This window comes from Streptomyces sp. NPDC091682 (genome assembly GCF_044756625.1).
In the GTDB taxonomy this organism is placed as follows: Bacteria; Actinomycetota; Actinomycetes; order Streptomycetales; family Streptomycetaceae; genus Streptomyces.
This window is the reverse complement of the sequence record NZ_JBIVTH010000005.1, coordinates 34825-58578: the sequence shown is the minus strand read 5'-3', so window position 1 is coordinate 58578 and position 23754 is coordinate 34825. Positions and strand designations below refer to the sequence as shown.

At 73.5% G+C, this 23754-nt stretch carries 20 protein-coding genes and 1 riboswitch; of the genes, 9 read left to right on the top strand and 11 right to left on the bottom strand.

The genetic code is table 11. The features are described from left to right. Positions 1-18: 18 nt before the first annotated feature. From ACIQK6_RS13265 to ACIQK6_RS13240, 6 genes are all read left to right on the top strand, one after another. Positions 19-1467, top strand: coding sequence for a penicillin-binding protein 2 (locus ACIQK6_RS13265; protein ID WP_329103364.1), 1449 nt, complete (start codon positions 19-21; stop codon positions 1465-1467). Positions 1468-1530: 63 nt separating this feature from the next. Next, complete coding sequence (locus ACIQK6_RS13260; protein WP_402694802.1) at positions 1531-2031, top strand: GNAT family N-acetyltransferase; 501 nt, start codon at positions 1531-1533, stop codon at positions 2029-2031. Between the two features lie 63 nt (positions 2032-2094). After that, positions 2095-2802 carry a DsbA family oxidoreductase gene (locus ACIQK6_RS13255; protein ID WP_402694801.1) on the top strand — a complete coding sequence of 236 codons (708 nt, stop codon included), beginning with the start codon at positions 2095-2097 and terminating at the stop codon, positions 2800-2802. A 113-nt stretch (positions 2803-2915) separates the two neighbouring features. Further along, the gene (locus ACIQK6_RS13250) at positions 2916-3977 is read left to right on the top strand and encodes an aminotransferase class V-fold PLP-dependent enzyme (RefSeq protein ID WP_329103372.1); all 1062 of its coding nucleotides are present in this window, start codon (positions 2916-2918) and stop codon (positions 3975-3977) included. Positions 3978-4007: 30 nt separating this feature from the next. Continuing rightward, positions 4008-5138 (top strand): amidohydrolase family protein, encoded by a 1131-nt coding sequence (locus ACIQK6_RS13245; protein WP_402694800.1) that lies wholly within the window; start codon positions 4008-4010, stop codon positions 5136-5138. Between the two features lie 284 nt (positions 5139-5422). Further along, positions 5423-6373, top strand: coding sequence for an SCO1860 family LAETG-anchored protein (locus tag ACIQK6_RS13240; RefSeq protein ID WP_329103377.1), 951 nt, complete (start codon positions 5423-5425; stop codon positions 6371-6373). A gap of 215 nt (positions 6374-6588) precedes the next feature. On the opposite strand, the gene ACIQK6_RS13235 is transcribed toward ACIQK6_RS13240, so the two are convergent. Continuing rightward, the gene (locus tag ACIQK6_RS13235; RefSeq protein ID WP_329103379.1) at positions 6589-7815 is read right to left on the bottom strand and encodes a CapA family protein; all 1227 of its coding nucleotides are present in this window, start codon (positions 7813-7815) and stop codon (positions 6589-6591) included. Between the two features lie 222 nt (positions 7816-8037). Continuing rightward, positions 8038-9459, bottom strand: coding sequence for an Rv2231c family pyridoxal phosphate-dependent protein CobC (cobC, locus tag ACIQK6_RS13230; protein WP_329103381.1), 1422 nt, complete (start codon positions 9457-9459; stop codon positions 8038-8040). A 147-nt stretch (positions 9460-9606) separates the two neighbouring features. On the opposite strand from cobC, the gene ACIQK6_RS13225 reads away from it, so the two are divergent. Continuing rightward, complete coding sequence (locus tag ACIQK6_RS13225) at positions 9607-10332, top strand: ZIP family metal transporter (protein WP_329103383.1); 726 nt, start codon at positions 9607-9609, stop codon at positions 10330-10332. Positions 10333-10352: 20 nt separating this feature from the next. Here the strand turns inward: ACIQK6_RS13225 and ACIQK6_RS13220 are convergent, their stop codons facing one another. The 7 genes from ACIQK6_RS13220 to ACIQK6_RS13190 form a co-directional block, all read right to left on the bottom strand. Next, positions 10353-11798, bottom strand: a complete 1446-nt coding sequence (locus ACIQK6_RS13220) for a cobyrinate a,c-diamide synthase (RefSeq protein ID WP_329103384.1) — start codon at positions 11796-11798, stop codon at positions 10353-10355. Further along, positions 11792-12391, bottom strand: a complete 600-nt coding sequence (gene cobO / locus ACIQK6_RS13215) for a cob(I)yrinic acid a,c-diamide adenosyltransferase (protein ID WP_030386572.1) — start codon at positions 12389-12391, stop codon at positions 11792-11794. Before cobO ends, ACIQK6_RS13220 begins: the two co-directional genes overlap by 7 nt. Continuing rightward, positions 12391-14511, bottom strand: a complete 2121-nt coding sequence (locus ACIQK6_RS13210; protein ID WP_329103386.1) for a putative cobaltochelatase — start codon at positions 14509-14511, stop codon at positions 12391-12393. Before ACIQK6_RS13210 ends, cobO begins: the two co-directional genes overlap by 1 nt. Before the next feature lie 208 nt (positions 14512-14719). Beyond that, complete coding sequence (locus ACIQK6_RS13205; RefSeq protein WP_329103388.1) at positions 14720-16240, bottom strand: cobyric acid synthase; 1521 nt, start codon at positions 16238-16240, stop codon at positions 14720-14722. Then, positions 16237-17193, bottom strand: a complete 957-nt coding sequence (locus ACIQK6_RS13200; protein ID WP_329103390.1) for a cobalamin biosynthesis protein — start codon at positions 17191-17193, stop codon at positions 16237-16239. The genes ACIQK6_RS13205 and ACIQK6_RS13200 overlap by 4 nt, the downstream gene beginning before the upstream one ends. Before the next feature lie 35 nt (positions 17194-17228). Then, a riboswitch (cobalamin riboswitch) is annotated at positions 17229-17376 on the bottom strand. 119 nt (positions 17377-17495) lie between these two features. Then, on the bottom strand, positions 17496-17717 hold the full coding sequence (locus ACIQK6_RS13195) for a hypothetical protein (protein ID WP_327386129.1): 222 nt from the start codon (positions 17715-17717) through the stop codon (positions 17496-17498). Between the two features lie 42 nt (positions 17718-17759). After that, positions 17760-19046 (bottom strand): anion permease, encoded by a 1287-nt coding sequence (locus ACIQK6_RS13190; protein WP_402694799.1) that lies wholly within the window; start codon positions 19044-19046, stop codon positions 17760-17762. A gap of 322 nt (positions 19047-19368) precedes the next feature. Here ACIQK6_RS13190 and ACIQK6_RS13185 point away from each other — a divergent pair, with 322 nt between their 5' ends. Together ACIQK6_RS13185 and ACIQK6_RS13180 are read left to right on the top strand one after the other, a co-directional pair. After that, a complete protein-coding gene (locus ACIQK6_RS13185; protein ID WP_329103392.1) occupies positions 19369-20499 on the top strand; it encodes an alpha/beta fold hydrolase in 1131 nt (376 codons plus the stop codon). Between the two features lie 182 nt (positions 20500-20681). Continuing rightward, on the top strand, positions 20682-22103 hold the full coding sequence (locus ACIQK6_RS13180) for a hypothetical protein (RefSeq protein WP_402694798.1): 1422 nt from the start codon (positions 20682-20684) through the stop codon (positions 22101-22103). Positions 22104-22175: 72 nt separating this feature from the next. On the opposite strand, the gene ACIQK6_RS13175 is transcribed toward ACIQK6_RS13180, so the two are convergent. Further along, the gene (locus tag ACIQK6_RS13175) at positions 22176-22571 is read right to left on the bottom strand and encodes a VOC family protein (RefSeq protein WP_189735839.1); all 396 of its coding nucleotides are present in this window, start codon (positions 22569-22571) and stop codon (positions 22176-22178) included. A gap of 63 nt (positions 22572-22634) precedes the next feature. Beyond that, positions 22635-23537 (bottom strand): neutral zinc metallopeptidase, encoded by a 903-nt coding sequence (locus ACIQK6_RS13170; protein WP_329103394.1) that lies wholly within the window; start codon positions 23535-23537, stop codon positions 22635-22637. Positions 23538-23754: the final 217 nt, after the last annotated feature.

Genomic DNA, 23754 nt, shown 5'->3' with positions numbered 1-23754 from the left:
GGGACGTCCTTCTGGGGGATGAACAAGACGATCAGGCGTGCGTCGGTCTTCTGTCTGCTCCTGGTGCTGGCCCTGCTGGTCCGCGTCACCTGGGTGCAGGCATACCAAGGCCAGGCCCTCGCAGACGACAAGCACAACCGCCGGAATCTCATCGGGCAGTACGAGAACCCGCTGGGGAACATCATCGTGGGTGGGGAGGCGATCACCGGCTCGGTGAAGACGGGCGGCAAGGACTTCGGCTACAAGCGGACGTACGTCGACGGTCCCCTCTACGCCCCCATCACGGGCTACAGCTCCCAGGCCTACGGCAGCACCATGCTGGAGGGCATCTACAGGAACGTCCTCAACGGCTCCGACAGCCGACTGAAGACGGTCATGGACATGCTCACCAATAAGCGGGCTTCCCCCGGCAACGTCCTGACCACCATCGACAAGGACGTCCAGAAGGCCACCTATGACGCGCTCCAGGGCAAGCAGGGCGCGGCCGTGGCCCTGGACCCCGGAACCGGCGAGATCCTCGCCGTGGTGAACAATCCCTCCTTCGACCCGGGCACCATCGCCGGCGCCAACGACGAGAAGGCCTGGACGGAGCTCTCCGCGGACAAGGGCAAGGCCATGGAGAACGTGGCGCTGCGCAAGCCCCAGGCACCCGGCTCCACCTTCAAGCTGGTCACCCTCGCCGCGGCGATCGAGAACGGCCTCGTCACCGACATCGACCGGCAGACCGGCATCGCCGACCCGTACACGATTCCCGGCACCCGTACCCCGCTGCCCAGCGAGGCGGGCTCCGCGGCCTGCAACAACGTCTCGGTGCGCACCGCCCTGAGGCTGTCCTGCAACAACGTCTTCGCCGAGCTCGCTTCCAAGCTGGGCCAGGACAAGATGCGGGCGACGGCCGAGAAGCTCGGATTCAACGTGCAGATCGACACGCCGGTGCGCACCAACCCGCCCAGCAAGTACCCGTCGAAGAAGATGTCGATCGACCAGGTCGCGCAGACGGGTATCGGCCAGTTCGACGTGCAGGCCACCCCGCTCCAGATGGCGATGGTGACCGCCGCGATCGAGAACGGCGGCAAGCTCGTCGCCCCGCACGTCGTATCCGAGGTCACCGACGCGGGCGGCAACGTGCTGGAGAGCTTCAAGGACGCGAAGTCCCAGCGGGTCATGGGGGAGAAGACCGCCTCGATGATCCGCGACGCCATGCGCACGGTCGCCACCGAAGGCGGCGGCAAGCCGGCCCAGGTGTCCGGCGCCGAGGTGGGCGGCAAGACCGGTACCGCCCAGCGCGGTGTCAACAACAGCCTCGCTCCGCTGGCCTGGTTCACCTCGTACGGCAAGTCGAACGGCAAGCAGATCGCGGTGGCCGTGGTGATCGAGAACTCCGACACCGACCGTTCCGAGATCGGCGGCGGGAAGCTGGCCGCGCCCATCGCCCAGAAGATGATGGAGGCGTGGCTGAAGAAGTAGCCGCGGAGGCCGCGCGGACGGAGCGCCGGGAACCGTCGGGGTTCCCGGCGCGTTCCCCCTCCCATGATCAGAGCCGCGCACCCCGACGACCTCCCTGCGATCGCCGCCCTGCACACCCGGGCCCGCGCCACCTACTACCAGGGCCACATCCCCGAGCAGGCCTACCTGGGCGACGCCGAGCTCCAGCGGACCCGCGAGGGCTGGTCGCGGGCCATCGCCCGGGACGCGGCCGAGGGCGAGGTGCTCTGCGCCGAGCAGGACGGCGAGCTCACCGGGGTCGCCGCGTTCCGCACGCAGGACGGCGAGACCACCCTCACCCAGCTCCACGTCGACCCCGTCCACTGGCGCGGCGGCACCGGGGCCGCCCTGCACGCCGCCTGCCTGGACGCCTGGCGGCGGGCCGGAATCCGCCGGGTCCGCCTGGAGGTCTACGAACACAACCTCCGCGCCCAGGCCTTCTACGCCACCCAGGGGTGGCTCGCGGATCCCTCGGCCCCGCGCTCGGGCACCCACCGCACCCTCTGGCTCCAGGTGGGCCGGGCATCTGCCCCGTCCGGGGAATGAGACGGGGCGGCGAATGGTTGAACCACAAACCGTTTCCCCCTGAACCCGGAGAGAAGAAGGATCATGCGCGTCGAAATCTGGAGCGACATCGCTTGTCCCTGGTGCTACATCGGAAAGGCCCGTTTCGCCAAGGGCCTCGCCGAGTTCGCGCACCGCGACGAGGTGGAGGTCGTCTTCCGGTCCTTCGAACTCGACCCGGGCGGGGCGAAGGGCGTCACCACTCCCGTCGTGGAGATGCTCGCCAAGAAGTACGGCCGCACCCGCGACGAGGCGCGCGGCATGGAGGAGCACGTCGCCGCCAGCGCCCGCGCGGAGGGGCTCACCTACCGGACCGAGGGTCGCGACCACGGCAACACCTTCGACATCCACCGGCTGCTCCACCTGGCCGCCGCCCGCGGCCGGCAGGAGCAGCTGCTCGACCTCGCCTACCGGGCCAACTTCGGCGAGGAGCGCTCCGTCTTCGACCCCGAAGTTCTGATCGAGCTCGCCGTCGAGGCCGGACTCGACGGGGCCGAGGCCCGCGCCGTCCTCGCCGACGACTCCGCCTACGCCGAGGCGGTCCGGGCCGACGAGCGCGAAGCCGCCGAGCTGGGAGCGAACGCCGTGCCGTTCTTCGTCCTCGACCGCCGCTACGGGATCTCCGGCGGACAGCTGGCAGAGGTGTTCACCCGGGCCCTGGAGCAGGCGTGGGCCGGGCGCGAGGCCCTGGAACCGGCCCCCGCCGCCGAGGCCTGCGAGCCCGACGGCGCGTGCGCGGTCCCCCAGGCATAAGGACCGCTCGGGGAGAGCCGGGGGCCTCAGGGGTCTCGGGGGCCTCAGGGGTCTTGAGGTCTCAGGGGTCTCGGCGATGGACTGTGGGCGTGGTCTGGCGCACAGTTGAAGGCATGGATCTTCTGCTCGCCGAAGCGACCCGTGCCGAGTTCGCCCACTCCACCACCTACCTCAACACCGCCAATTGCGGGGTCGTCCCGCGTTCCGCCGTCGCAGCCGTACGGGAGCTGGCCGAGGCGGCGGGGGCAGGGCTCCCCACCGGCTTCGGCGACTTCGACCGCGTGAACGGGGCCCGGGCGGCCTTCGCCCGCCTGGTCGGGGTGGACACCGACCGGGTGTCCACCGGCTCGGCCGTCTCCACCCACGTCGGCCTCGTCGCCGCCTCGCTCCCGCCGGGCGCCGAAGTGCTGTGTCCCGAGGGCGAGTTCTCCTCAGTGATCAACCCCTTCGTGGCGCGCGGCGACCTCAAGGTGCGCTTCGCCCCGCTCGAAGCCGTCGCCGAGGCCGTGGGCCCCGGTACCGCTCTGGTCTCGCTGAGCGTCGTGCAGTCCGCGGACGGCCGCAAGGCCGACCTGGCGGCGGTGCGCGCCGCGGCGACCGCGCACGGGGCCCGGATGCTCGTGGACGCGACCCAGGCGGTCGGCTGGCTCCCCTTCGACGCCTCGCCGTACGAGTACACGGTCGCCGGCGGCTTCAAATGGCTGCTCGGCGTGCGCGGAGCCTCGTACCTGACGGTGTCGCCGCAGGCCCAGCACACGCTGACCCCGCTGCACGCCGGATGGGTTCCGGCGGTGGCCGAAGGGGGCGCCACCTACGGGCCGATGGCGGAACTCGCCCACGGAGCGCGGCGGTTCGACGAGTCCCCGGCCTTCCTCGCCTACCACGCGTCCGAGCCGGCGCTGGCCCTGCTGGAGCGGATCGGCATCGAGGCCGTCCACGCCCACGACACCGCCCTGGCCGCCCGCTACCGGGCCGGGCTCGCGCGCCTGGGCCACGAACCCGTCCCCGGGGACTCCGCCATCGTCTCCGTACCGGGCCTCGCCGACCGGCAGCCCGTCCTGGAGGCGGCCGGCATCGTCACATCGGCGCGCGCGGGCCTCCTGCGGGCCTCGTTCCACCTCTACAACACGGAGGCGGACGTGGACCGGCTGCTGGACGCCCTCTCCGCCTCCTGAAGCGGCGGGGCCCGTGCGTACAGTGCCGCCATGAGCGATGTGAGCGGTGTGAACCAGGCAGGCGATGTGCGCGACGGGCGCGATGTGCTGCACGTCAAGGGGCGGGTGCTGATCGGGCCCGACGAGGTGCGCGACGAGCTGTGGGTGGTCGGCGGGCGGATCTCCTACGAGCGCCCGCCCGGCGCCCGCGAGATCACCACGGTGACCGGCTGGGCCCTACCCGGACTGGTCGACGCGCACTGCCACGTGGGCCTGGACGCCCACGGCCCGGTCGACGCCGAGACCGCCGAGCGCCAGGCCCTCACCGACCGCGACGCCGGCACCCTCCTCATCCGGGACGCCGGTTCGCCCTCCGACACCCGCTGGATCGACGACCGCGAGGACCTGCCGAAGATCATCCGGGCCGGGCGGCACATCGCGCGCACCCGCCGCTACATCCGCAACTACGCCCACGAGATCGAACCCGCCGACCTCGTCGATTACGTCGGCCGCGAGGCGCTGCGCGGTGACGGCTGGGTCAAGCTCGTAGGAGACTGGATCGAACGCGAGGCCGGGGACCTCACGGCCTGCTGGCCGCGCGCCGAGGTCGAGGCGGCCATTGCCGAGGCGCATCGGCTCGGCGCCCGCGTCACCGCGCACTGCTTCGCCGAGGACTCGCTGCGCGACCTGGTCGAGGCGGGCATCGACTGCATCGAACACGCCACCGGCCTCACCGAGGACACCATCCCGCTGTTCGCGGACCGCGGGGTCGCGATCGTCCCGACGCTCGTGAACATCGCGACCTTCCCGAAGCTGGCGGCGGGCGGCGATGCGAAGTTCCCCCGCTGGTCGGCGCACATGCTGCGGCTCCACGAACGGCGCTACGACACCGTCCGCTCCGCCTACGACGCGGGCATCGACGTCTTCGTCGGCACCGACGCGGGAGGCTCCCTGCCGCACGGCCTGGTCGCGGCGGAGGTCGCGGAACTGGTCAAAGCCGGTATCCCGCCGATCGACGCCCTCTCCGCGACGACCTGGGCGGCCCGCGAGTGGCTCGGCAGGCCGGGGCTGACCGAGGGGGCGCCCGCCGACCTCGTGGTGTACGCCGCCGACCCGCGGGCCGACGTACGCGTGCTCGCGCAGCCGCTGCGGGTCGTCGTGAACGGCAGGGTCCGGGCCTGAGCCCCGCGTTGGCGCCCGGTTGACGCCGCGTGACATCGGGGACCCATCGGTCGTTGAAAGAGACCGCACGGGGCGAGCCTCCGTGAAAGGAGGGAACTCGCGTTCTTCATGGGGCGCGACGATTCGAATATGCTCCCGGAAACCACCCTTTGGGGTGAACTCGCATCAGGTTGACCCTCGTTCACCCACAGTGCGTAAAGATTCCGGAGTCGAGTCCGTCGGCGCCCGCGATGTCCCCCATCGGCGGCGCGACGGCACCCAACTCCCCGGGGGGTTCCACCACTGTGAACAGCCATACCTTCCGCAGGCCCGCGGCCGTCCTCCTCGCCACGGGAGCGATGGCCCTGCTCGCCGCTCCGCCCGCCTTCGCCACGGGAGGCGGCGCGGCCGGGGGAGAGGGCAAGGCCGGCGCCGTCGTCCTGCGCGCCGCACTGGACGTGGGCCTGCTCAACACGACCGTGCACGTCCCGCTGAAGACGACCCTGAACGAGGTCAGCGCCCCGGCGACGGCCGAGAAGACCGCGTTGACCGTCACCGTGGACGGGGCCGAGGGGAACAATCCGGTCAGCGTGCTGCGCGCTGACGTGGCCACCTCCAAGGCCACCGCCGACAAGACCCGGGCCGAGGCGGAGGCGAACCTCGCCAAGGCCTCCGTCCACGTGCCCGGACTGCCGTTGCTCTCCCTCATCGAGGTGGAGAAGGTCACTTCCAAGGCCGTCTGCGAGGCGGGCAAGAAGCCGGTGGCCAGTGCGAACGCCCTCGGGAAGGTGACCGCGCTCGGCAAGAAGGTCACGCTGTCGGCGGGCGGCCCCACCAAGATCGAGGTCCCCGGAGTGGGTCAGATCGACCTGGAGCTGTCCGGTACGGAGACCACCTCCACCACGGCCGCCGCGGCCGCGCTCCGCCTGAAGGTGGCGATCAACCCGCTGAACTTGAACGTGGCGAAGGTCGACGGTGAGATCGTGCTCGCCGAGGCGCACTGCGAGTCCCCGACGGGCGCGGCGCCGGCGTCGAACCCGCCCGCGAACCCGGACATCAAGCCCCAGGCGGCGACGGGGACGGGCTCCGGTTCCGCCGTGTCCGGCGGCACCGCCGGCAATTCCGGCACCACCGGTGCCAACCTCGCCGAGACCGGCGGCGGTTCACTGACTCCCTACGTCGCCGGCGGGGCCCTGACCCTGCTCGCCATCGGTGGGGGCGCGCTCCTGATCACCCGGCGGGGCAGGGCCTCGTAGGGCGGCCGGGAGCCCCGGGCCGCCGCCCGGCGCGCCCGCCCCGAGGAGCGCACGGAGGGGAGCGCTCAACGGGTGACGGGCGAGGACGGGCGGCGTGCCCGGCGACGCACGGGCCTGCGGGTACCGGTGGCCTGCGGGCCCCGGTGGCCGCGGGCTCGACGGCCGGCTCGGCGCGCGATGCGCTCGGCGCGCGACACGTTCGGCGCGTGGCGTGCTCAGCGGGCGGCGTGCTCCAGGCCCTGTCCACCCGCGCCACGTGACATCACGGCCTCGGTGACCTGCCGGTCGATCCGCTCGTACTCGCTCCGCTTCGCGGCCGGGAGCGAGGTGTCCGAGGCCGCGCAGGAGGCGCAGACGACGCGGAACGGCGGCCCCATGTCCGAGTACTGCGTGAGGTATTCGGCCTTCACCACCTCCCAGCGGCCCGGATGGCCCGCTGCCGGGGAGAAGGTGAAGCGGGGGATCGAGGACTGGTTGCCGCGCAGTTTGTCGGCCGGTACGAAGCTGGCGACCTGGTCGCCCATCCCGAAGACCACCCAGGTGCCGTTGATCTTCTCGTAGGGCTGCGGCACGTGGTTGTGCGTGCCGATGATCAGATCGATGTCGGGGAGTCCGTCGGCCGAGCGGGCGGCGGTCAGCGCCTGCGCCAGTGCCTTCTGCTGGTCATCGGGCGCTGTCTGCCACTCGGTGCCCCAGTGGACGCTGAGCACCACCACGTTCGCGCCCCCCGCCCGAGCGGCCCGGGCGTCGGCGATGATCCGGTCCTCGTCGATCAGATTGACGGCCCACGGCTTGCCCGGGGGAAGCGGGATGCCGTTCGTGCCGTACGTGTAGGAGAGCTGGGCGACCTTCGCCCCGCCCGCCGCGAGCAGCGCCGGGGCCTTGGCCTCCTCCGCGCTGCGGGCCGAGCCGACGTGCGGGATGCCGACCCGGTCGAGGTGGTCCAGAGTGCGGGCGAGGCCCTCGTAGCCGTCGTCCAGGGTGTGGTTCGAGGCGGTGGAACAGCTGTCGTACCCGGCGTCCCCCAGGGCGTCCGCCAACTGGTGCGGGGCCTTGAAGGTGGGATAGCCGGTGTAGGGGCCGCCCGGGCGGCCGTACGGTATCTCGTGGTGGCATATCGCCAGGTCGGCGGCGGAGACCAGGGGTTTGACCCCGGCGAGTATCTTCCGGAAGTCGTACTCTCCGGCCTTGCCCGCGTCCTGCGCCGACCGTTGGACGATCGACGGGTACGGGATGATGTCGCCGGTCGCCACCAGCGTGAACGGCTTGCCGGCGGCGGCGCCGGCGGGCGCGTCCGTCTTGTCCCGGCCCGGCTCGCCCTGGAACCGCTGCCCGGTGGCGGGCCCCCCGCCGTTGTTCAACAGCTGCGGTACGGCGTAGATCCCGCCGCCCACGACCGCCAGCACGGCCAGAGCCGTGCCCATCTTCGCGGATGAATTCATTCCCTACCCCCGGTGTCATGCACTGATGCGGGGATCCTCACTCGGCCCCGCCCCCGAGGCCAGCGTACGGAGCCGTACGGGTGACTGCACCGTCGGCGCTCCGTAAGGACCGCAGGTCGGACGGGTGTCGTGGAGGTCGGAACGGCCGGTTCGCGCTCAGCGCGCGCTCAGCTGGCGCTCGGTCCGCGCTCGGTCCGCGCTCGGTCCGCGCTCGGCTCAAGCTCAGCGCGCGGCCAGTGCGAGGGCGTGGTCCAGTGCTTGGAGCAGCCGGCCCGTCGTCGCCCGGTCGCGCACCGCCAGTCGGAGCCAGGAGTGGTCCAGCCCCGGGAAGGTGTCCCCGCGGCGGACGGCGAAGCCGAGGGCGCGCAGCCGGGTGCGGACCTCGGCCCCGCCGGCCACCCGGATCAGGACGAACGGCCCCTCCGCCACCCCGACGGCCGTCACCTCGTCGAACTCCGCGAGCCCGGCCAGCAGGTGCGCCCGGTCCACCGCGATCCGCCGGGCCGCCTCCTCCGCCTCGGCGAGCGCCGCCGGAGCCACACAGGCCTCGGCCGCCACCAGCGCCGGGGTCGACACCGGCCACAACGGCTGCGCGGCCGCCAGCTTCGCGATCACCTCGGGCTCGGCCAGCACGTAGCCGATCCGCAGCCCCGCCAGCCCCCACGTCTTGGTCAGGCTCCGCAGCACCACCAGCCCGGGCAGGTCCATCCGTCCGGCCAGGGCCTCCCGCTCGCCCGGGACCGCGTCCATGAACGCCTCGTCCACGACCAGGATCCGGCCCGGCCGGGCCAGCGCGGAGAGGCTTCCCGCGGGGTGCAGCACGGACGTCGGGTTGGTCGGATTGCCGATCACCACCAGGTCCGCGTCCTCCGGCACGGCCGCCGGGTCCAGCCGGAAGCCGTCCGACGCCCGCAGCACCACGCGCTCGACCTGGTGCCCCGCGTCCCGCAGGGCCGCTTCCGGCTCGGTGAACTGCGGATGCACCACGACCGGCCGTTCGGCTCCCAGGGCCCGGGCGATCAGTACGAAGGCCTCCGCGGCCCCGGCCGTCAACAGCACCCGTTCGACCGGCAGCTCGTGCCGGGCCGCCACCGCCGCGCGGGCGCGCCGCCCGTCGGGATATGCGGCGAGGTCCCCGAGCGAGGCGGCGATCCGCTGCTTGAGCCAGTCCGGCGGGGTGTCCGCACGTACGTTGACCGCCAGGTCCACCAGCGCGGAGCCCGCGTCGATCACCTCGGCGTCCCCGTGGTGGCGCAGGTCGTGCGCGGCGGCCGTGGCCACGGCGCAGGTCGCCGAAACCGACCGCCGCTTGGGCACGAGGAGTTCCCCGCCGCCCGCGAGGGCCGCGGCCTCCGCCACCGAGGGGGTTCCGGTGGCGGTGCGCGCCGCCTCCGAGGGGTGCGGCACGGCGATGGCGGCCAGCTGGTCGGCGGGGTAGCTCACCAAGGGCACGCCGAATCGTTCCGCCGCGCCCGTGATCCCGGCCTCGCCCGCCTTGGACTCCACCGTGGCCAGCGCCGTCACCGCCCCCACGGTCAGCCCGGCCCCGCGCAGCGTCTCCTCGACCAGGGCGCAGACCTCCGCGACGGAAACCCCCGCGCGTCCGCCGACACCGACCACCACCTGCGTCGCGTACTCGCCCACCGGGGGCCATCCCTCCGTAGTCACCGTCACCGGCCCATCACCGGCCCGTCACCGGCACATGCCCGGCCGGTCGGCCGTCAACACTCCGCCACCCGCCACTCGCGCGCGGACGTGCGCTCGGGGCGAGGAGTCTGTATTCAGGGGCGCATGGCCGTGATCGTGGCGTTGGGCGCGTTCCTGATGACCCTGGCGGGCGGATGGGCGGCGCAGCGCGTCACCGACCGCCGCCACCTCGTGCTGGGCCTGGCCGGCGGGCTGATGCTCGGCGTCGTGGGCCTCGACCTGCTCCCGGAGGCCCTCCACGCGGCGGGCGAGGAGGTGTTCGGCGTCCCGCTCGCCCTGCTGCTCTTCGTGGCCGGATTCCTGATCGCGCACGTCGTGGAACGGCTGCTGGCGGTTCGCCAGGCCGCGCACGGCGCCGAGGACGGCGCCCGCGTCCCCCAGGTCGGGCTCACCGCGGCCGCGGCCATGGTCGGCCACAGCCTCGCCGACGGGGTGGCCCTGGGTGCGGCCTTCCAGGTCGGCGGGGGGATGGGCGTGGCCGTGGCGCTGGCCGTCATCACCCACGACTTCGCCGACGGGTTCAACACGTACACGCTCACCAGCCTCTACGGGAACGACCGCCGCAAGGCCCTGATGATGCTCTTCGCGGACGCCGTCGCCCCGGTCGTGGGCGCGGCGTCCACCTTGCTGTTCACCCTTCCGGAGGAACCCCTCGGCGCGTACCTCGGCTTCTTCGGAGGAGTCCTGCTGTACCTCGCGTCCGCCGAGATCCTGCCCGAAGCGCACCACAAGCACCCCGCCCTGTCCACGCTGATGTGCACGGTGGGCGGGGTGGCCGGGATCTGGCTGGTGGTGGGCATCGCGGACTGAGCGCCGGCCGGGGACGGAGGTCACGACCGTGCTGCCGCGGCTTCCGTGAAACGGCGCGCGACGGACGGCTCCGCCGCCCAGTGCGTGTGCAGGTAGCTGGCGTGCACACCCTGCTGCACGAAGCCCTCGACCCGGCGCTCCGGGTGGGTGAACCCCCAGGCCGGGGCCGTTCCGGCGCCCGGCTCGATCACCGTCCGGTGGAACTCGTGCCCGCGCAGCCGGGTCCCGGCCCGCGCGAGCGCGCTGTCGGACACCGCCACCGCCTCGCGGTAGCCGAGGGTGAGGCGCTCCGACATCCGCGCATCGGCGTCGAGCACCCCGCACATGGGCTTCCCGTCCAGCGACCGGCCGAGGTACAGCAGCCCGGCGCACTCGGCGGCGATCGGGCCGCCGGCCGCGGCGAAGGCGGCGACGGCCGCCCGCAGCGGTTCGTTGGCGGACAGCTCGGGCGCGTACACCTCCGGGAATCCGCCGCCGATCACCAGGCCGGTGGTGCCGGGCGGGAGCGCCTCGTCCCGGAGCGGGTCGAAGGTGACGACCTCCGCTCCGGCGGCGGTGAGCAGCTCCGTGTGCTCGGCGTAGGAGAAGGTGAAAGCGGCGCCGCCGGCGACGGCGACGACCGGTGCGGCGCCGCTGCCCGGGGCTCCGTCGAGGTCCGCGGGGGCGGCGCCGTTGCCGGCGGCGCAGCCCCCGGACTCCCGCGCCTCGATCGCCGGCGGGGCTTGACGGGGCGACCACGGCTCGCAGTGCAGCGGTGGGGCCGTGCGGGCCAGGGCCATCAGGGCGTCCAGGTCGCAGCCCGCGCGGACCTGCGCGGCCAGCGCCGCCACCGAGGCCAGCGCGTCGGTGTGCCGCTCGGCCACCGGGACCAGACCCAGGTGGCGCGAGGGAGTGGCCACCTGCGGAGCCCGCCGCAGGACACCGAGGACCGGCATCCCTGCCTCCTCCAGGGCCTCCCGCAGCATCACCTCGTGCCGGTCGGAGCCGACCTTGTTCAAGATCACGCCCCCCAGCCGCACCTGCGGGTCGAAGGACGCGAAGCCGTGCACCAGCGCCGCCACCGAACGCGACTGCGAGGAGGCGTCGACCACCAGCACCACCGGCGCCCGCAGCAACTTCGCGACCTGCGCCGTGGACGCCAGTTCGCCCCGCCCCGCGGCGCCGTCGTAGAGCCCCATGACGCCTTCGACGACGGCCAGGTCACACCCGACCGCCCCGTGTGCGAACAGCGGAGCGACCAGCTCCGGCCCGCACATGAAGGCGTCGAGGTTGCGCCCCGGCCGGCCGGTGGCCAGCGCGTGGTAGCCGGGGTCGATGTAGTCGGGCCCGGCCTTGTGCGGGGACACGGCGAGGCCGCGCTCCGAAAAGGCCGCCATCAGGCCCGTGGCCACGGTGGTCTTGCCGCTGCCCGAGGAGGGAGCGGCTATGACCAGCCGGGGCACGTTGAACGGGTACGAAGTCACCACTCGATGCCCTTCTGGCCCTTCTGTCCCGTGTCCATCGGGTGCTTGACCTTGGTCATCTCGGTGACGAGGTCCGCGAACTCCACCAGCTTCTCCGGCGCGTTGCGGCCCGTGATCACCACGTGCTGCGTGCCGGGACGGCCCCGCAGCACCTCGATGACCTCGTCGACGTCGATCCAGCCCCAGTGCATCGGGTAGGCGAACTCGTCGAGCACGTACAGCTTGTGCGTCTCGGCGGCCAGATCGCGCTTGACCTGCTCCCAGCCCTCCTTGGCCGCCTGCTCGTTGTCGAGCTGCGCGTCCCGCTGGACCCAGGACCAGCCCTCGCCCATCTTGTGCCAGACGACGGAGCCGCCCTCGCCGGAGGCGCCGAGCACCTTCAGCGCGTTCTCCTCGCCGACCTTCCACTTCGCCGACTTGACGAACTGGAACACCCCGATCGGCCAGCCCTGGTTCCAGGCGCGCAGCGCCAGCCCGAAGGCCGCCGTGGACTTGCCCTTGCCGGGGCCGGTGTGGACGAAGACCAGCGGACGGTTGCGGCGCTGGCGCGTCGTGAGCCCGTCGTCCGGAACGACGGACGGCTGTCCCTGAGGCATTACGCGGCCCTCCTGTTGCTGCTGTGGGGTGAAGCGGTGGACGTCACCGCGGTACGTACGTTCTTCACGAGCCCGGCCAGCGAGTCGGCCCGCAGCCCGTCGAGCGTGACGGCGGGCCCGCCGAGGTCGCGGGCCAGTACGCCGGCCAGTCCCAGCCGGACCGGCCCGGACTCGCAGTCCACGACCACCGAGGCGACGCCCCCGGCCTGCAGCAGCCGCGCGCTGTGCCCCGCGAGCTCCCGCGGGCTGCTGTCCGTACGGCCCCCGGCGTTCCCGGCCGAGGTGGCCCGCCCGTCGGTGACGACCACGAGCAGCGGCCGGCGCGAGGGATCCCGCAGCCGCTCGATCCGCAGCACCTCGTGGGCCTTCAGCAGCCCGGCCGCCAGCGGGGTGCGGCCGCCCGTCGGCAGCTGCTCCAGCCGGGCCGCAGCCGCGTCCACCGAGGAGGTCGGCGGCAGGGCCAGGTCGGCCGTGGACCCCCGGAAGGTGATCAGACCGACCTTGTCCCGGCGCTGGTAGGCGTCCAGGAGCAGGGACAACACGGCGCCCTTGACCGCGCTCATGCGCTGCCGGGCGGCCATGGAGCCGGAGGCGTCGACGACGAAGAGGACGAGGTTGCCCTCGCGCCCCTCCCGCGCGGCCTGGCGCAGATCGTCCTTGCGGATCACGAGGCCGCGCCCGTCGCGCCCGCGCGCCTTCTGGTGCGGGGCGGCGGCCTGGATGGTGGCGGTCAGGTGCAGTTTCGTCAGGTGTCCGCGCGGGCGCTGGGCGCCGGTGGTACGGCCGTGGGAGGTACGGGCGCGGGAACGGCGGCCCGACGCGCCCTCGCCGAGGCCGGGCACGCTGAGCATCTTGGTCCGGAACGGCTCGGCGGCACCTACCGCGGCCTGCTCGGGCCCGGTGCCCTCCTGGGCGGCGGGCTGCGGGGCCTCCGGGGCTTCCGCCGGCGCCTCGCCGCTTTCGGGGGTCTCGGGGGCCTCGACCGAGGGACCCGGGTCCTGGGGTCCGCCGTCCTGCGGGGGCGTGCCGCCCGGGCCGCCGTCGGGTCCGCCGTCCCCGGGCCCGTCGTCGTCGGGGCCCTCGGGCTCCGGCTCGGGCTCCGGCTCCTCGTCGGGGAACCCGTCCAGGATCCGGTCGAGCAGGTCCTCGTCCAGTCCCGGCGCGTCGAACGGGTTGCGGCGGCGCCGGTGGGGGAGCGCCAGCAGGGCGGCCTGCCGGACGTCCTCCTTGCGCACGTCGGTCCGCCCGGCCCAGGCGGCCAGCGCGGTCGCGGTCCGGGCCATCACGATGTCGGCACGCATCCCGTCGACCTCGAACCCGGCGCAGGTCGCCGCGATCTGCAGGAGCGCGGTGTCGCCGAGCGAGACCTTCGGGAGCAGCGCCCGCGCGGCCACCACCCGGGCGCGGACCTCGTGCTCCTCCCCGGCCCAGCGGTTCGCGAAGCCCGCCGGGTCGTCCTCGTAGGCGAGCCGGCGCCGGACCACCTCGACGCGCTGGGCGGGCTCGCGGGAGGCGGCCACCTCGACGGTGAGTCCGAACCGGTCGAGGAGCTGCGGCCGCAGCTCGCCCTCCTCCGGGTTCATCGTGCCGACGAGCAGGAAGCGGGCGGCGTGCCGGACGGAGACGCCCTCGCGCTCCACGTACGAGGCGCCCATCGCGGCGGCGTCCAGCAGCACGTCCACCAAGTGGTCGTGGAGGAGGTTCACTTCGTCGACGTAGAGGATCCCGCGATGCGCGTCGGCCAGCAGGCCGGGCTCGAAGGCCTTCACCCCCTCGGCGAGGGCGCGTTCGATGTCCAGAGCACCGACCAGCCGGTCTTCGGAGGCGCCGACGGGCAGCTCCACCATGCGCGCGGGCCGCAGGGCGCCGGGCCCGGACTCGTGCGGGCCGTCCGGGCACGACGGGTCGGGCGCGGCCGGCGCGCAGGAGAACCGGCAGCCGGGAACGACGTCGACCTGCGGCAGCAGCGCCGACAGCGCGCGCACGGCGGTGGACTTGGCGGTCCCCTTCTCGCCGCGCACGAGCACCCCGCCGACCGCCGGGCTCACGGCGTTGAGGAGCAGGGCCAGGCGCAGGTCGCCCTGGCCCACCACCGCCGTGAAGGGGAAGGGGATGCTCATGTGTTGCTCACTCCTTGGAAGGTGAGGACCGTTGCCGGGTGCGGCGCCGCTGCCGGGGCTCCGCCCCGGACCCCGCGCCTCAATCGCCGGCGGGGCTTGATTCGGCTGGTGCCGTGCGCCCGGTGCGGTGGGAATGCGCGGGTCTGGGCGGAGCCCCGTTCCGGGAAGGGACGGGGCGGGGGAGAGCCCCGCAGGGCCCGGGCGCCCGTCACGGCGCGCCCGGCGGGAGGAAGGGGAGTCCTGCCGGGGCGCCGCCCTCGATCAGCCGAAGCAGCGCAACGGTGTCCGCGTGCTGCTCGATCAGGTCGCCCAGCAGGTCCAGCTGCTCCTCCCGCAGCGCGGCGAACGAGGTGTCCGGCGCCGGGACGAAACGGCGGCCGGCGGCCGCGGCCACCTCCCGCAGGAACGCCCGGCGGAAGCCGTCCGACTCCAGCGAGCCGTGCCAGTGGGTGCCCCACACCGACCCGACCCGGCAGCCGTCCAGGAAGGCCTCGCCGCCCAGCACCTCGGCCACGCCGTGGTGGATCTCGTAGCCCGCGACCTCCTCGCCCAGCGCCGAGCCCACGGGGCGGGCCAGGGTCTTCTCCCGCTCGAAGCGGACCCGTACGGGGAGCAGGCCGAGGCCGTCGACCTCGCCCGCCTTCGATTCGACCTCGTCCGAGATCCGCTCGCCCAGCGCCTGGAACCCGCCGCAGATGCCCAGCACCGGCCGCCCCTCGGCGGCCCGCCGCAGCAGCGCGTCCGCGAGCCCGCGCTCGCGCAGCCACTGGAGGGCCTTCACCGTGCCCCGGGTGCCGGGTACGACGACCAGGTCCGCGTCGGCCAGTTCCTCGGCCCGGTCCACGAACCGCACGACGACCCCCGGCTCCGCCGCGAGCGCGTCGACGTCCGTGAAGTTCGACATCAGCGGCACCGCGCACACGGCGACCCGCAGCACGTCCTCGCCCACCGGGGGCGCGACCACGGACTCGCGCACCGCTCCGCGCAGGGAGACCCGCAGGCCGTCCTCCTCGTCGATGCCCAGGCCGTGCTGGAACGGCAGCACCCCGTACGTGGCCCGGCCCGTCAGGCCGCGGAGCATCTCCATGCCGGGCTCCAGCAGCGACACGTCGCCGCGGAACTTGTTGACCACGTAGCCGGCGATCAAGGACTGGTCCTCGGGGGAGAGCAGCGCCGTCGTCCCGAAGAAGGACGCGAAGACGCCGCCGCGGTCGATGTCCCCGACCACGACCACCGGGAACCGCGCGGCCCGCGCGATCCCCATGTTCACGATGTCGGTCCGGCGCAGGTTGATCTCGGCCGGGCTTCCCGCCCCCTCGCAGATCACGGCGTCATACGTGCCCCGCAACTGCTCCAGGCAGTCCGTGACGATGCCGAGCAGCTGCTCCTGGCGCCCGCCGTGGTAGCCGCGGGCGCTCATCTCGCCCACCGGCTTGCCCAGCAGCACCACTTGACTGCTGCGGTCGCTGCCCGGCTTGAGCAGCACCGGGTTCATCAGTGCCGTCGGCTCCACGCGGGCCGCCTGGGCCTGCATCGCCTGGGCGCGCCCGATCTCGGCGCCCTCCAGCGTCACGAAGGAGTTCAGCGACATGTTCTGCGCCTTGAAGGGCGCGACCTTCACGCCCTGTCTGGCCAGCCAGCGGCAGATGCCCGCCGTGACCACGCTCTTGCCCGCGTCCGACGTGGTGCCCGCGACCAGCAGACCGCCGCCGCGCTTCGCGCCGCTCATGCGCGTCCCCCTCGTACTCGTGTCACGAGCAGCCGGGCGGCCACGCAGGCGCCGAGGGCCAGCCAGGTCACCTGCCGCGACAGCCGTACCGCACGCTCGATGTCCGCGACCTCCACCGGCCGCCCCGCCCCGCCGTTCAGTACGGCCCGGTGCTCGACCCGGCCGCCGTACGCGAGGGTGCCGCCCAGTCTGACGCCCAGCGCCCCGGCGAAGGAGGCCTCGACGGGTCCAGCGTTCGGGCTCGGGTGCGCGGCGGCGTCCGCGCGCCAGGCCCGTACGGCGCCCCGCCGGTCGGGGCCGGCCAGTACGGCGGCGACCGCCGTCAGCCGGGCTCCCGGCCAGCCGGCCAGGTCGTCGAGCCGGGCGGAGGCCCAGCCGTAGCGCAGGTAGCGGGGGGACTTGTGGCCGACCATCGCGTCCAGGGTGTTCACGGCGCGGAAGGCCAGCAGTCCGGGGACTCCGGCGACGGCGCCCCACACGAGGGCGCCGACCACCGCGTCGGAGGTGTTCTCGGCGACGGACTCCACGACGGCGCGGGCCATCTGCTGCCCGTCCAGGGCCTGCGGGTCGCGTCCGCACAGGTGGGGCAGCCGCTCCCGGGCCACCTCGGCGTCCCCGGCGGCGAGCGCGCCGCCGATGGCGCGGGCCTCCCGGCCCAGGGAGGTGCCGCCCACGACGGCCCAGGTGGCGGCGGCGGTCAGGGCGATACGGGCGGCCGCGGGCCGGGAGCGCACGGCTCGGGCGCCCAGCACTCCGACGGCGGCCGCGCCCCCGGCGCACACCAGGGTGTGCAGGAGGCCCCGGGCGCGGTCGTCGCGCCACAGGGAGCGTTCGACGGCGGTGGCGGCCCGTCCGAAGGCGGCCACGGGGTGCCCTCGGCGCGGATCCCCGAGGATCCGGTCGCCGATCAGGCCCGCCGTGGCGCCGTACGCAAAGACGCGATCGGCACGCATGGTGGCAGGTATGTCCTCACTCAGGGTCCGCGCCCTGGTTCGACGTGTCCGGCGGCGAGAGTTCCTGGCTCCCGGGACGCACGCACGGCGTGCGGTTCCGGTGACAGTGGCGGGACCGCGCCGGATTCGCACCGGACTTCCTCTCCATGCCGCCGTATTGGCTCCGGCAGTCCACCACGCACGTCGAAGGCCCGTCAACTCGCCGTTGACCTGCGGCGCGGCAGGGGCACGGGATGCGAAAAGCTCCCTCCGGGACAAACCCGGAGGGAGCCTTCACGCCCGGTCGGCCGCGGGGCGGCGGATCAGGCGACGATCAGGTAGATCCCGTAGCCCACGGCCGCCGCGATGACGGCGAAGCAGGCGTACGCGCCGCTGCGGGCGAGGGTGGCGGTGCCGCCCTGCTCGGTGGCGGTCTCGTGCTTGGACAGGCCCACCAGGCCCAGGGTGAAGAGGGTCACGAGGGCGACGGTGGCGAAGAGGCTGACCCCGAAGACGGAGCCGAGCGCTTCCCAGTCGATCTTCATACTGCCGCTTTCTGAATGTCCGGGTCTGTGTCTCTGTCTCGGTCAGACCGCGGCGGCCGGAGCCGCCGGGGTCTGCGTCGCGGCCGGGATGGTGGCCTTGAGGGCTTCGTCCGTGACCTCGGCGGTCGTTGCCGCGGCGGTGGTGGTGCCGGCGGCGGCGACGGTCGGCGGGACGGTGACCGCGGCGATCGCCGTGGTGACGACACCCGGCTCCTCGGCGCGGGCCTGCTCCACCTCGTTGACGTTGTTGTGGTCGACGACCTGGCGGCGCGAGATGAGCCAGATGGCCAGGCAGGAGCCGACCAGGAAGACCGTGACCGCGGCGATGCCGACGTCACCGATGCGCATGACCAGCTCGGCACCGGCCGAGACCAGCGCGGCGGCCGGCAGGGTCAGGCCCCAGGCGACGAACATGCGGGTCGCGGTGGACCAGCGGACCACACCGCCCTTGCGGCCCAGGCCCGCACCCATGACCGCACCGGAGCACGAGTGGGTGGTGGAGAGCGAGAAGCCCAGGTTCGAGGAGGCGAGGATGACGGACGCGGCCGAGGTCTGGGCGGCGAAGCCCTGCTGCGGGTGCAGGTCGGTCAGGCCGCTGCCCATGGTGCGGATGATGCGCCAGCCGCCCAGGTAGGTGCCCATCGCGATGGCCATACCGGCGGAGACGATGACCCAGACCGGCGGGTTCGCGTCGGGCGCGATCGCGCCGCCGGCGATGAGGGCCAGGGTGATGATGCCCATCGTCTTCTGCGCGTCGTTGGTGCCGTGCGCGAGGGAGACGAGACCGGCCGAGGCGATCTGGCCGGCGCGGTATCCCTTGGCGGAGGTCTTCTCGCCGACCTTGTTCCCCAGCTTGTACGTGACCTTGGCGGCCAGGTACGCGGCGATGCCGGCCACCAGCGGGGCGGCGATCGCGGGGATGAGGACCTTGGTGATGACGACGCTGCCGTTGACCGCGCCGATGCCGGCGGAGGCGACCGCGGCACCGATGAGGCCACCCATCAGGGCGTGCGAGGAGCTGGAGGGAAGACCGACCAGCCAGGTGACGAGGTTCCAGAGGATCGCTCCGACCAGGGCGGCGAAGATCACCTCTGGCTGGATGCCCTCCTCGTTGACGAGCCCCTTGGAGATCGTCTTGGCGACCTCCACGGACATGAACGCGCCGACGAGGTTGAGCACGGCGGACATGGCCACCGCCGTCTTGGGCTTGAGGGCGCCGGTCGAGATGGTGGTAGCCATCGCGTTGGCTGTGTCGTGGAAACCGTTCGTGAAGTCGAACACGAGAGCGGTAATGATCACGATCCCGAGGAGAAGCGTTATGTGCTCCATTTACCCAGGCTTCTGTTTGACGTCAGTGGCTCGGCGACCGTAGGCAACCTGAGTGAACAGAAGATGAACTGACTTGGGCGGAGCGGTGTACTGGCCCGGGGTGCGATCGGGCCATTCGTCCTGATTCTTACAGTGATAGCACCATTAATGCACGTCAAAGCCGGGTGAATGAACCCCTCCGCAGAGGGTTCGCCGTGCGCGCGACCCCGCTCCCCGGGCCTCGAATGAGACCTAGATCACCCCCTCCGCGCGCGTCCCTGTACCCGTCGCGGAAGGATCCGCTCCGGTGGCCCGCCCGAGGCCCCGACCCGACACTGGAGCAGTGCGTACCGCGACAGCGACGGCTGCGGCCGTCACGACGACCCTCCTCGGTGCGGGCGCGGCCGCCGTCGCCGTCGCCCGGCACGCCGCCGACGCGACCCTGCGGCCCGAACCGGGGCGCCCGCTCCCCGGCGGGCCGAAGCTCAGCGTCCACTCCACCGCTGACGGTCGGATCACACTGACCCGCTCGCTCGCCTCCCTGCGCCCCGGCACGTACGGCCTGGTCGCACCCGGCGTGCACGCCGTCGTCGGGCCCGTGGTCCCGGACGCCGACCCCGGCCCCGACGCCGTCGTGCGGCAGCTCGTCTCCGTCACCCACGGCACCCTCGACCCCGGCACCCGGGTCTCCCTCACCCCCCAGGTGTACGTCGGCAACCCGCGCACCGCCCTCGGGCTCGACCACGCCGACGTGGACGTCCCCGGGGAGCTCGGCGCCCTGCCCGCCTGGTTCGTGCCCGCCGCCCGGGACACCTGGGTGATCGCCGTGCACGGGCTCGGCAGCAGCCGGGAGCACCCGATGGTGGTCATGCCCTTCCTCAACCGCCACCAGCTCCCCGTCCTGGACCTCGGCTACCGGGGCGACCTGGGCGCCCCCTCCTCCCCGGACGGTCTCGGCCACCTCGGCGAATCGGAATGGCGCGACCTGGATGCCGCCATCCGCTACGCCCTGCGCTACGGAGCCCGCCGCGTGGTCCTGTACGGCTGGTCCACCGGCGCCACCATGGCCCTGCACGCCTTCGAGCGCTCGCCGCTCGCCCACCGGATCTCCGGGCTGGTCCTGGACTCCCCGGTACTCGACTGGCACACCACCCTGCGCGGGCTCGCCGCGGCGCGCGGCGTCCCCGGCGTGGTGCTGCCGCTGGCCGTCCGGGCCGCCGAAGGCCTCACGGGCCTGCGTGCCGACCGCCGGCCCGCGGGCGCCGACCCCGGCGCGCTGCGCGTCCCCGTACTGATCTTCCACGGCCCGGACGACGCGCTCGCCCCCTGGGGGCCCTCGCGCAGGCTCGCCGCGGCCCGCCCGGACCTCGTCGCGCTGCACACCGTGAGCGCGGCCGGGCACGGCGCGATGTGGAACGCCGACCCGGCCGGCTACGAGGAGGCCCTGCGCCGCTTCCTCACCCCCCTCATGTGAAGGGCCCGTGCACGATCGGCCGCGCGAAGTGCCGTACGAAGGGCCGGGTGAGGGGCGGTCATGTGAAGGCCCTGTGACGGACAGGGCCCCGCGGGCGGCTTGTCCCGGTCTGCACTGCGGTGAACGGCGGCAACCAAGGGTTCCGTTTGGGCTTTCGGCCAGTGACGGGCGAGACTGCTTCCGTGACGTCCCGAAAGCCTGATGAGCAGTTGGCTCGCGACTCCAGACTCCGACTCGTCTCGCCGCGTTCCGTCGCCGCGGCCCGCAAGGCGGTGACCGACCGACGCACCCGGCCCGCGCCCAGGCCCCCGGCGGGTACGCCCGCCACGGCCGACCTCGCGAACCGGGCCCGGGCCTCGCTCGCCGACGCCGTGCGCCTGACCCGCTGGGCCGAGCGCAACCTCGGGGCCGGAGACGGCGGCCGGCCCGCTCCCACGGGCGCCCTGCCCGCCGCCGACGTCGAACGCGCCGCTGCGGAACTGGGGCTGACGCACGGCCAGATCCAGGTCGGCTGGGACCGCGCACGGCTCGCCGGACTGGTCGAGGTGCACGGCGGCCACGCCCGGCCCGGCTGGCGGCTGCGCGCCTGGGACCGCGACGACACCGCCGTACTGCGCGGCTGGGTCGCCCTCTTCGACGCCTGGTCGCTGGTCCATCCCGCACCCGCCGACATCGCCCCCTCGGCCGTCGCCGAGGTCGTCGAGGCGATGCCCCAACTCCTCTCCCTGCTGCAGCTGTCCGCCGGCCCGGTGACCGTCCCGGACCTGCTCGACCTGCTCGGGCAGCGCGTCACCGAACTGCGCGACGAGCGGTGCGAGATCCCGTACGAGGTCGAGCCCGCGGTGGCGCTGACGTCCGCCGGCTCCGCCGAGGCCCGGCCCGTCCCGCTCGCCCGGCTGCTGCGCTGGGCGCTCGGCGGCCTCGCCGCCGTGGACGCCGTCACCCTCGGCCCCGCCCGGGCCGCGCTCACCCCGCTCGGCAGCTGGGCCGTCTGGGTCAAGCTGGAGCAGATCTGCGTCGCGGCGCAGAGCCCCGCCGGGAACATCGAGCAGTCCGCCGCCGCCATGCTGCACGGCTGCGCGCGGCTCACCCCCGGCCCGGCCCGCGCCGAGTACCGGGCCTGGCTCGCCGCCCGGCCCGTCGGCCACGCCGTGGCCGAGCTGCTGCAGGCCGCCCGGGGCGAGGACGCCCTGTTGCGCGGCCTCGCCTTCGAGGCGCTGCGCGTGGTCGGCGCCCCCGCCGAACCCGAGGTGCGCGCCACCGTGCGCGAGCCCGCCCTGCGCCCCTACGCCCTGCTCTGGCTCGCCGAGCACGACGGGATCGACCCCGACGAGGCGCAGGACGTCCTCACCGCCGAGGAGTCGACCTGGCTCTGGGTGGACACCGCCGCCGCCATCGCCGACCACGGCGAGGCCGAGCTGCTGGCGCGCCACCTCGACTCCGCCGTCCGGACCACCGTCCCCCGGCTGCTGGACGAGGTCCGTGCGGTCGGCCATCCGCGCACGGTGCAGGTGCTGGTCGCGCTCGCCGCGGCCCACCCCGACCCGACGCTGGCCAAGGCGGTCCGCCGGGCCGCCTTCCAGGTCCACACCGGCGGCGAGTGACTCCGTAGCGAGTGACCCCGTAGCGAGTGACTCCGTAGGAGAACGAGGGCGGGGACGGGCGTGCCGGCGGGGTCAGACCTGCGGCGCGTACGTCCCGAAGCTCCAGACGTTGCCCTCGGCGTCGCGGGCCATGTAGTCGCGGGAGCCGTAGTCCTGGTCGGTGGGCTCCATCACGATCTCCGCGCCGTGCTCCACCGCCCGCCGGTGGTGGGCGTCCACGTCGTCGACCACGACGTAGACCCCTGAGGGGCCGGCGCCCTCCATGGCCTTGTCGAAGACCCCGCCCCTGCCCGAACTGCCCAGCATCACCATGCCGTTGCCGTACGCCAGCTCGGCGTGCGTCACGGAGCCGTCCTCACCCTCGTAGACGGCGACCTGGCTGAAGCCGAAGGCCTCGGTCAACAGCCTGATGGCCGCCTTCGCGTCGCGGTAGACCAGGGTGGGACAGATGGACGGAACGCCTGCCATGACGATCACTCCCTCTCGTGACGGTGACCCGCGTCACGCCAGCATGGCAGGCGTCACCGACAGTCAGCGGAAGGTGTTGCACTGGGCCATGTCGCCCGTCCGGTAGCCCTGGTAGAACCACTGCTGCCGCTGCTCGGCCGAGCCGTGGGTCCAGGACTCCGGGGACACCCGGCCCTGGAACTTCTCCTGGATCCGGTCGTCGCCGACCGCGGCCGCCGCGTCCAGCCCGTCCCTGATGTCCGCCTCGGTCAGGGTCTTGAGCAGCGGCCGCCCGGTGGAGGCGTCCGCGACGTTCGTCGCGTTGTGCGCCCACACCCCGGCGTAGCAGTCGGCCTGCAGCTCGACCTTGACCGCGTTGCTGTTCGGCCCCTGCCGTCCGTCCTGGGCCCGCTGGAGGGTTCCGGTCAGGTTCTGGACGTGGTGCCCGTACTCGTGCGCGACGACGTAGGCCTGGGCGAAGGGGCCGCCGGTCGCGCCGAACTTCGTCCGCAGCTCGTTGAAGAAGCCCAGGTCCAGATAGACCTTCCGGTCAGCAGGACAGTAGAAGGGGCCCACCGCCGAGCTGGCGGTCCCGCACGCGGTGTTCACCCGGTTCTCGAAGAACACGGTCGTCGCCGGGCTGTACTGGCCGCCGCGCCTCGCGAACTCCTGCCTCCAGAAGGCCTGGGTGCTCCGGGTGACCGCCAGCAGCCGGCAGTCCTCGCGCGTGTTCGCGTCCCGACCCGTCTTGCATGCCTGCTGCACCTCGGTGAGCGACGAGGAGACCGGCGCCGGCTCCTGTTCCTGCTCCCCGGAGGAGAGCCCCAGCTGCTCCGGCCCCACCCCGAAGATCAGCCCGATGACCAGCGCGATGAGACCGACGATGCCGCCGCCGACGGTGGCCTTCCCGCCCGGGATGCGGCCGCCGCCGCCGCGCCTGTCCTCGACTTCGGAGCTGTCGAGTCTGGCGTCGTCGTCGAACTGCATCCCGTACCGCCCTCCACGCGTCGAACAGGTGCGGTCGCGTCTCCGCCCATGCGGCGAGTATCAACCCAATCATCCCGATCTGCGCCTCGGCCGCTCCGCGGGGCCACTGGGCCGGACGGGGGACACGGGGAGCGGCCCCCGCAGGCCCGACGACCCGGCCCGCGCCCGGAAACCAGTTGCACACCCCCGGTAGAATGTCTCTCATGGCAAATCTCCT

Excerpts from the sequence above, each read along its gene's own strand:
- ACIQK6_RS13195 (WP_327386129.1), bottom strand. The coding sequence starts at position 17,717 with ATGAAGATCGACTGGGAAGCGCTCGGCTCCGTCTTCGGGGTCAGCCTC.
- ACIQK6_RS13250 (WP_329103372.1), top strand. The coding sequence starts at position 2,916 with ATGGATCTTCTGCTCGCCGAAGCGACCCGTGCCGAGTTCGCCCACTCC.
- ACIQK6_RS13170 (WP_329103394.1), bottom strand. The coding sequence starts at position 23,537 with ATGCAGTTCGACGACGACGCCAGACTCGACAGCTCCGAAGTCGAGGAC.
- ACIQK6_RS13260 (WP_402694802.1), top strand. The coding sequence starts at position 1,531 with ATGATCAGAGCCGCGCACCCCGACGACCTCCCTGCGATCGCCGCCCTG.
- ACIQK6_RS13200 (WP_329103390.1), bottom strand. The coding sequence starts at position 17,193 with ATGCGTGCCGATCGCGTCTTTGCGTACGGCGCCACGGCGGGCCTGATC.
- cobO (WP_030386572.1), bottom strand. The coding sequence starts at position 12,391 with ATGCCTCAGGGACAGCCGTCCGTCGTTCCGGACGACGGGCTCACGACG.
- ACIQK6_RS13210 (WP_329103386.1), bottom strand. The coding sequence starts at position 14,511 with ATGAGCATCCCCTTCCCCTTCACGGCGGTGGTGGGCCAGGGCGACCTG.
- ACIQK6_RS13235 (WP_329103379.1), bottom strand. The coding sequence starts at position 7,815 with ATGAATTCATCCGCGAAGATGGGCACGGCTCTGGCCGTGCTGGCGGTC.
- ACIQK6_RS13265 (WP_329103364.1), top strand. The coding sequence starts at position 19 with ATGAACAAGACGATCAGGCGTGCGTCGGTCTTCTGTCTGCTCCTGGTG.
- ACIQK6_RS13190 (WP_402694799.1), bottom strand. The coding sequence starts at position 19,046 with ATGGAGCACATAACGCTTCTCCTCGGGATCGTGATCATTACCGCTCTC.
- ACIQK6_RS13255 (WP_402694801.1), top strand. The coding sequence starts at position 2,095 with ATGCGCGTCGAAATCTGGAGCGACATCGCTTGTCCCTGGTGCTACATC.
- ACIQK6_RS13245 (WP_402694800.1), top strand. The coding sequence starts at position 4,008 with ATGAGCGATGTGAGCGGTGTGAACCAGGCAGGCGATGTGCGCGACGGG.
- ACIQK6_RS13175 (WP_189735839.1), bottom strand. The coding sequence starts at position 22,571 with ATGGCAGGCGTTCCGTCCATCTGTCCCACCCTGGTCTACCGCGACGCG.
- ACIQK6_RS13205 (WP_329103388.1), bottom strand. The coding sequence starts at position 16,240 with ATGAGCGGCGCGAAGCGCGGCGGCGGTCTGCTGGTCGCGGGCACCACG.
- ACIQK6_RS13225 (WP_329103383.1), top strand. The coding sequence starts at position 9,607 with ATGGCCGTGATCGTGGCGTTGGGCGCGTTCCTGATGACCCTGGCGGGC.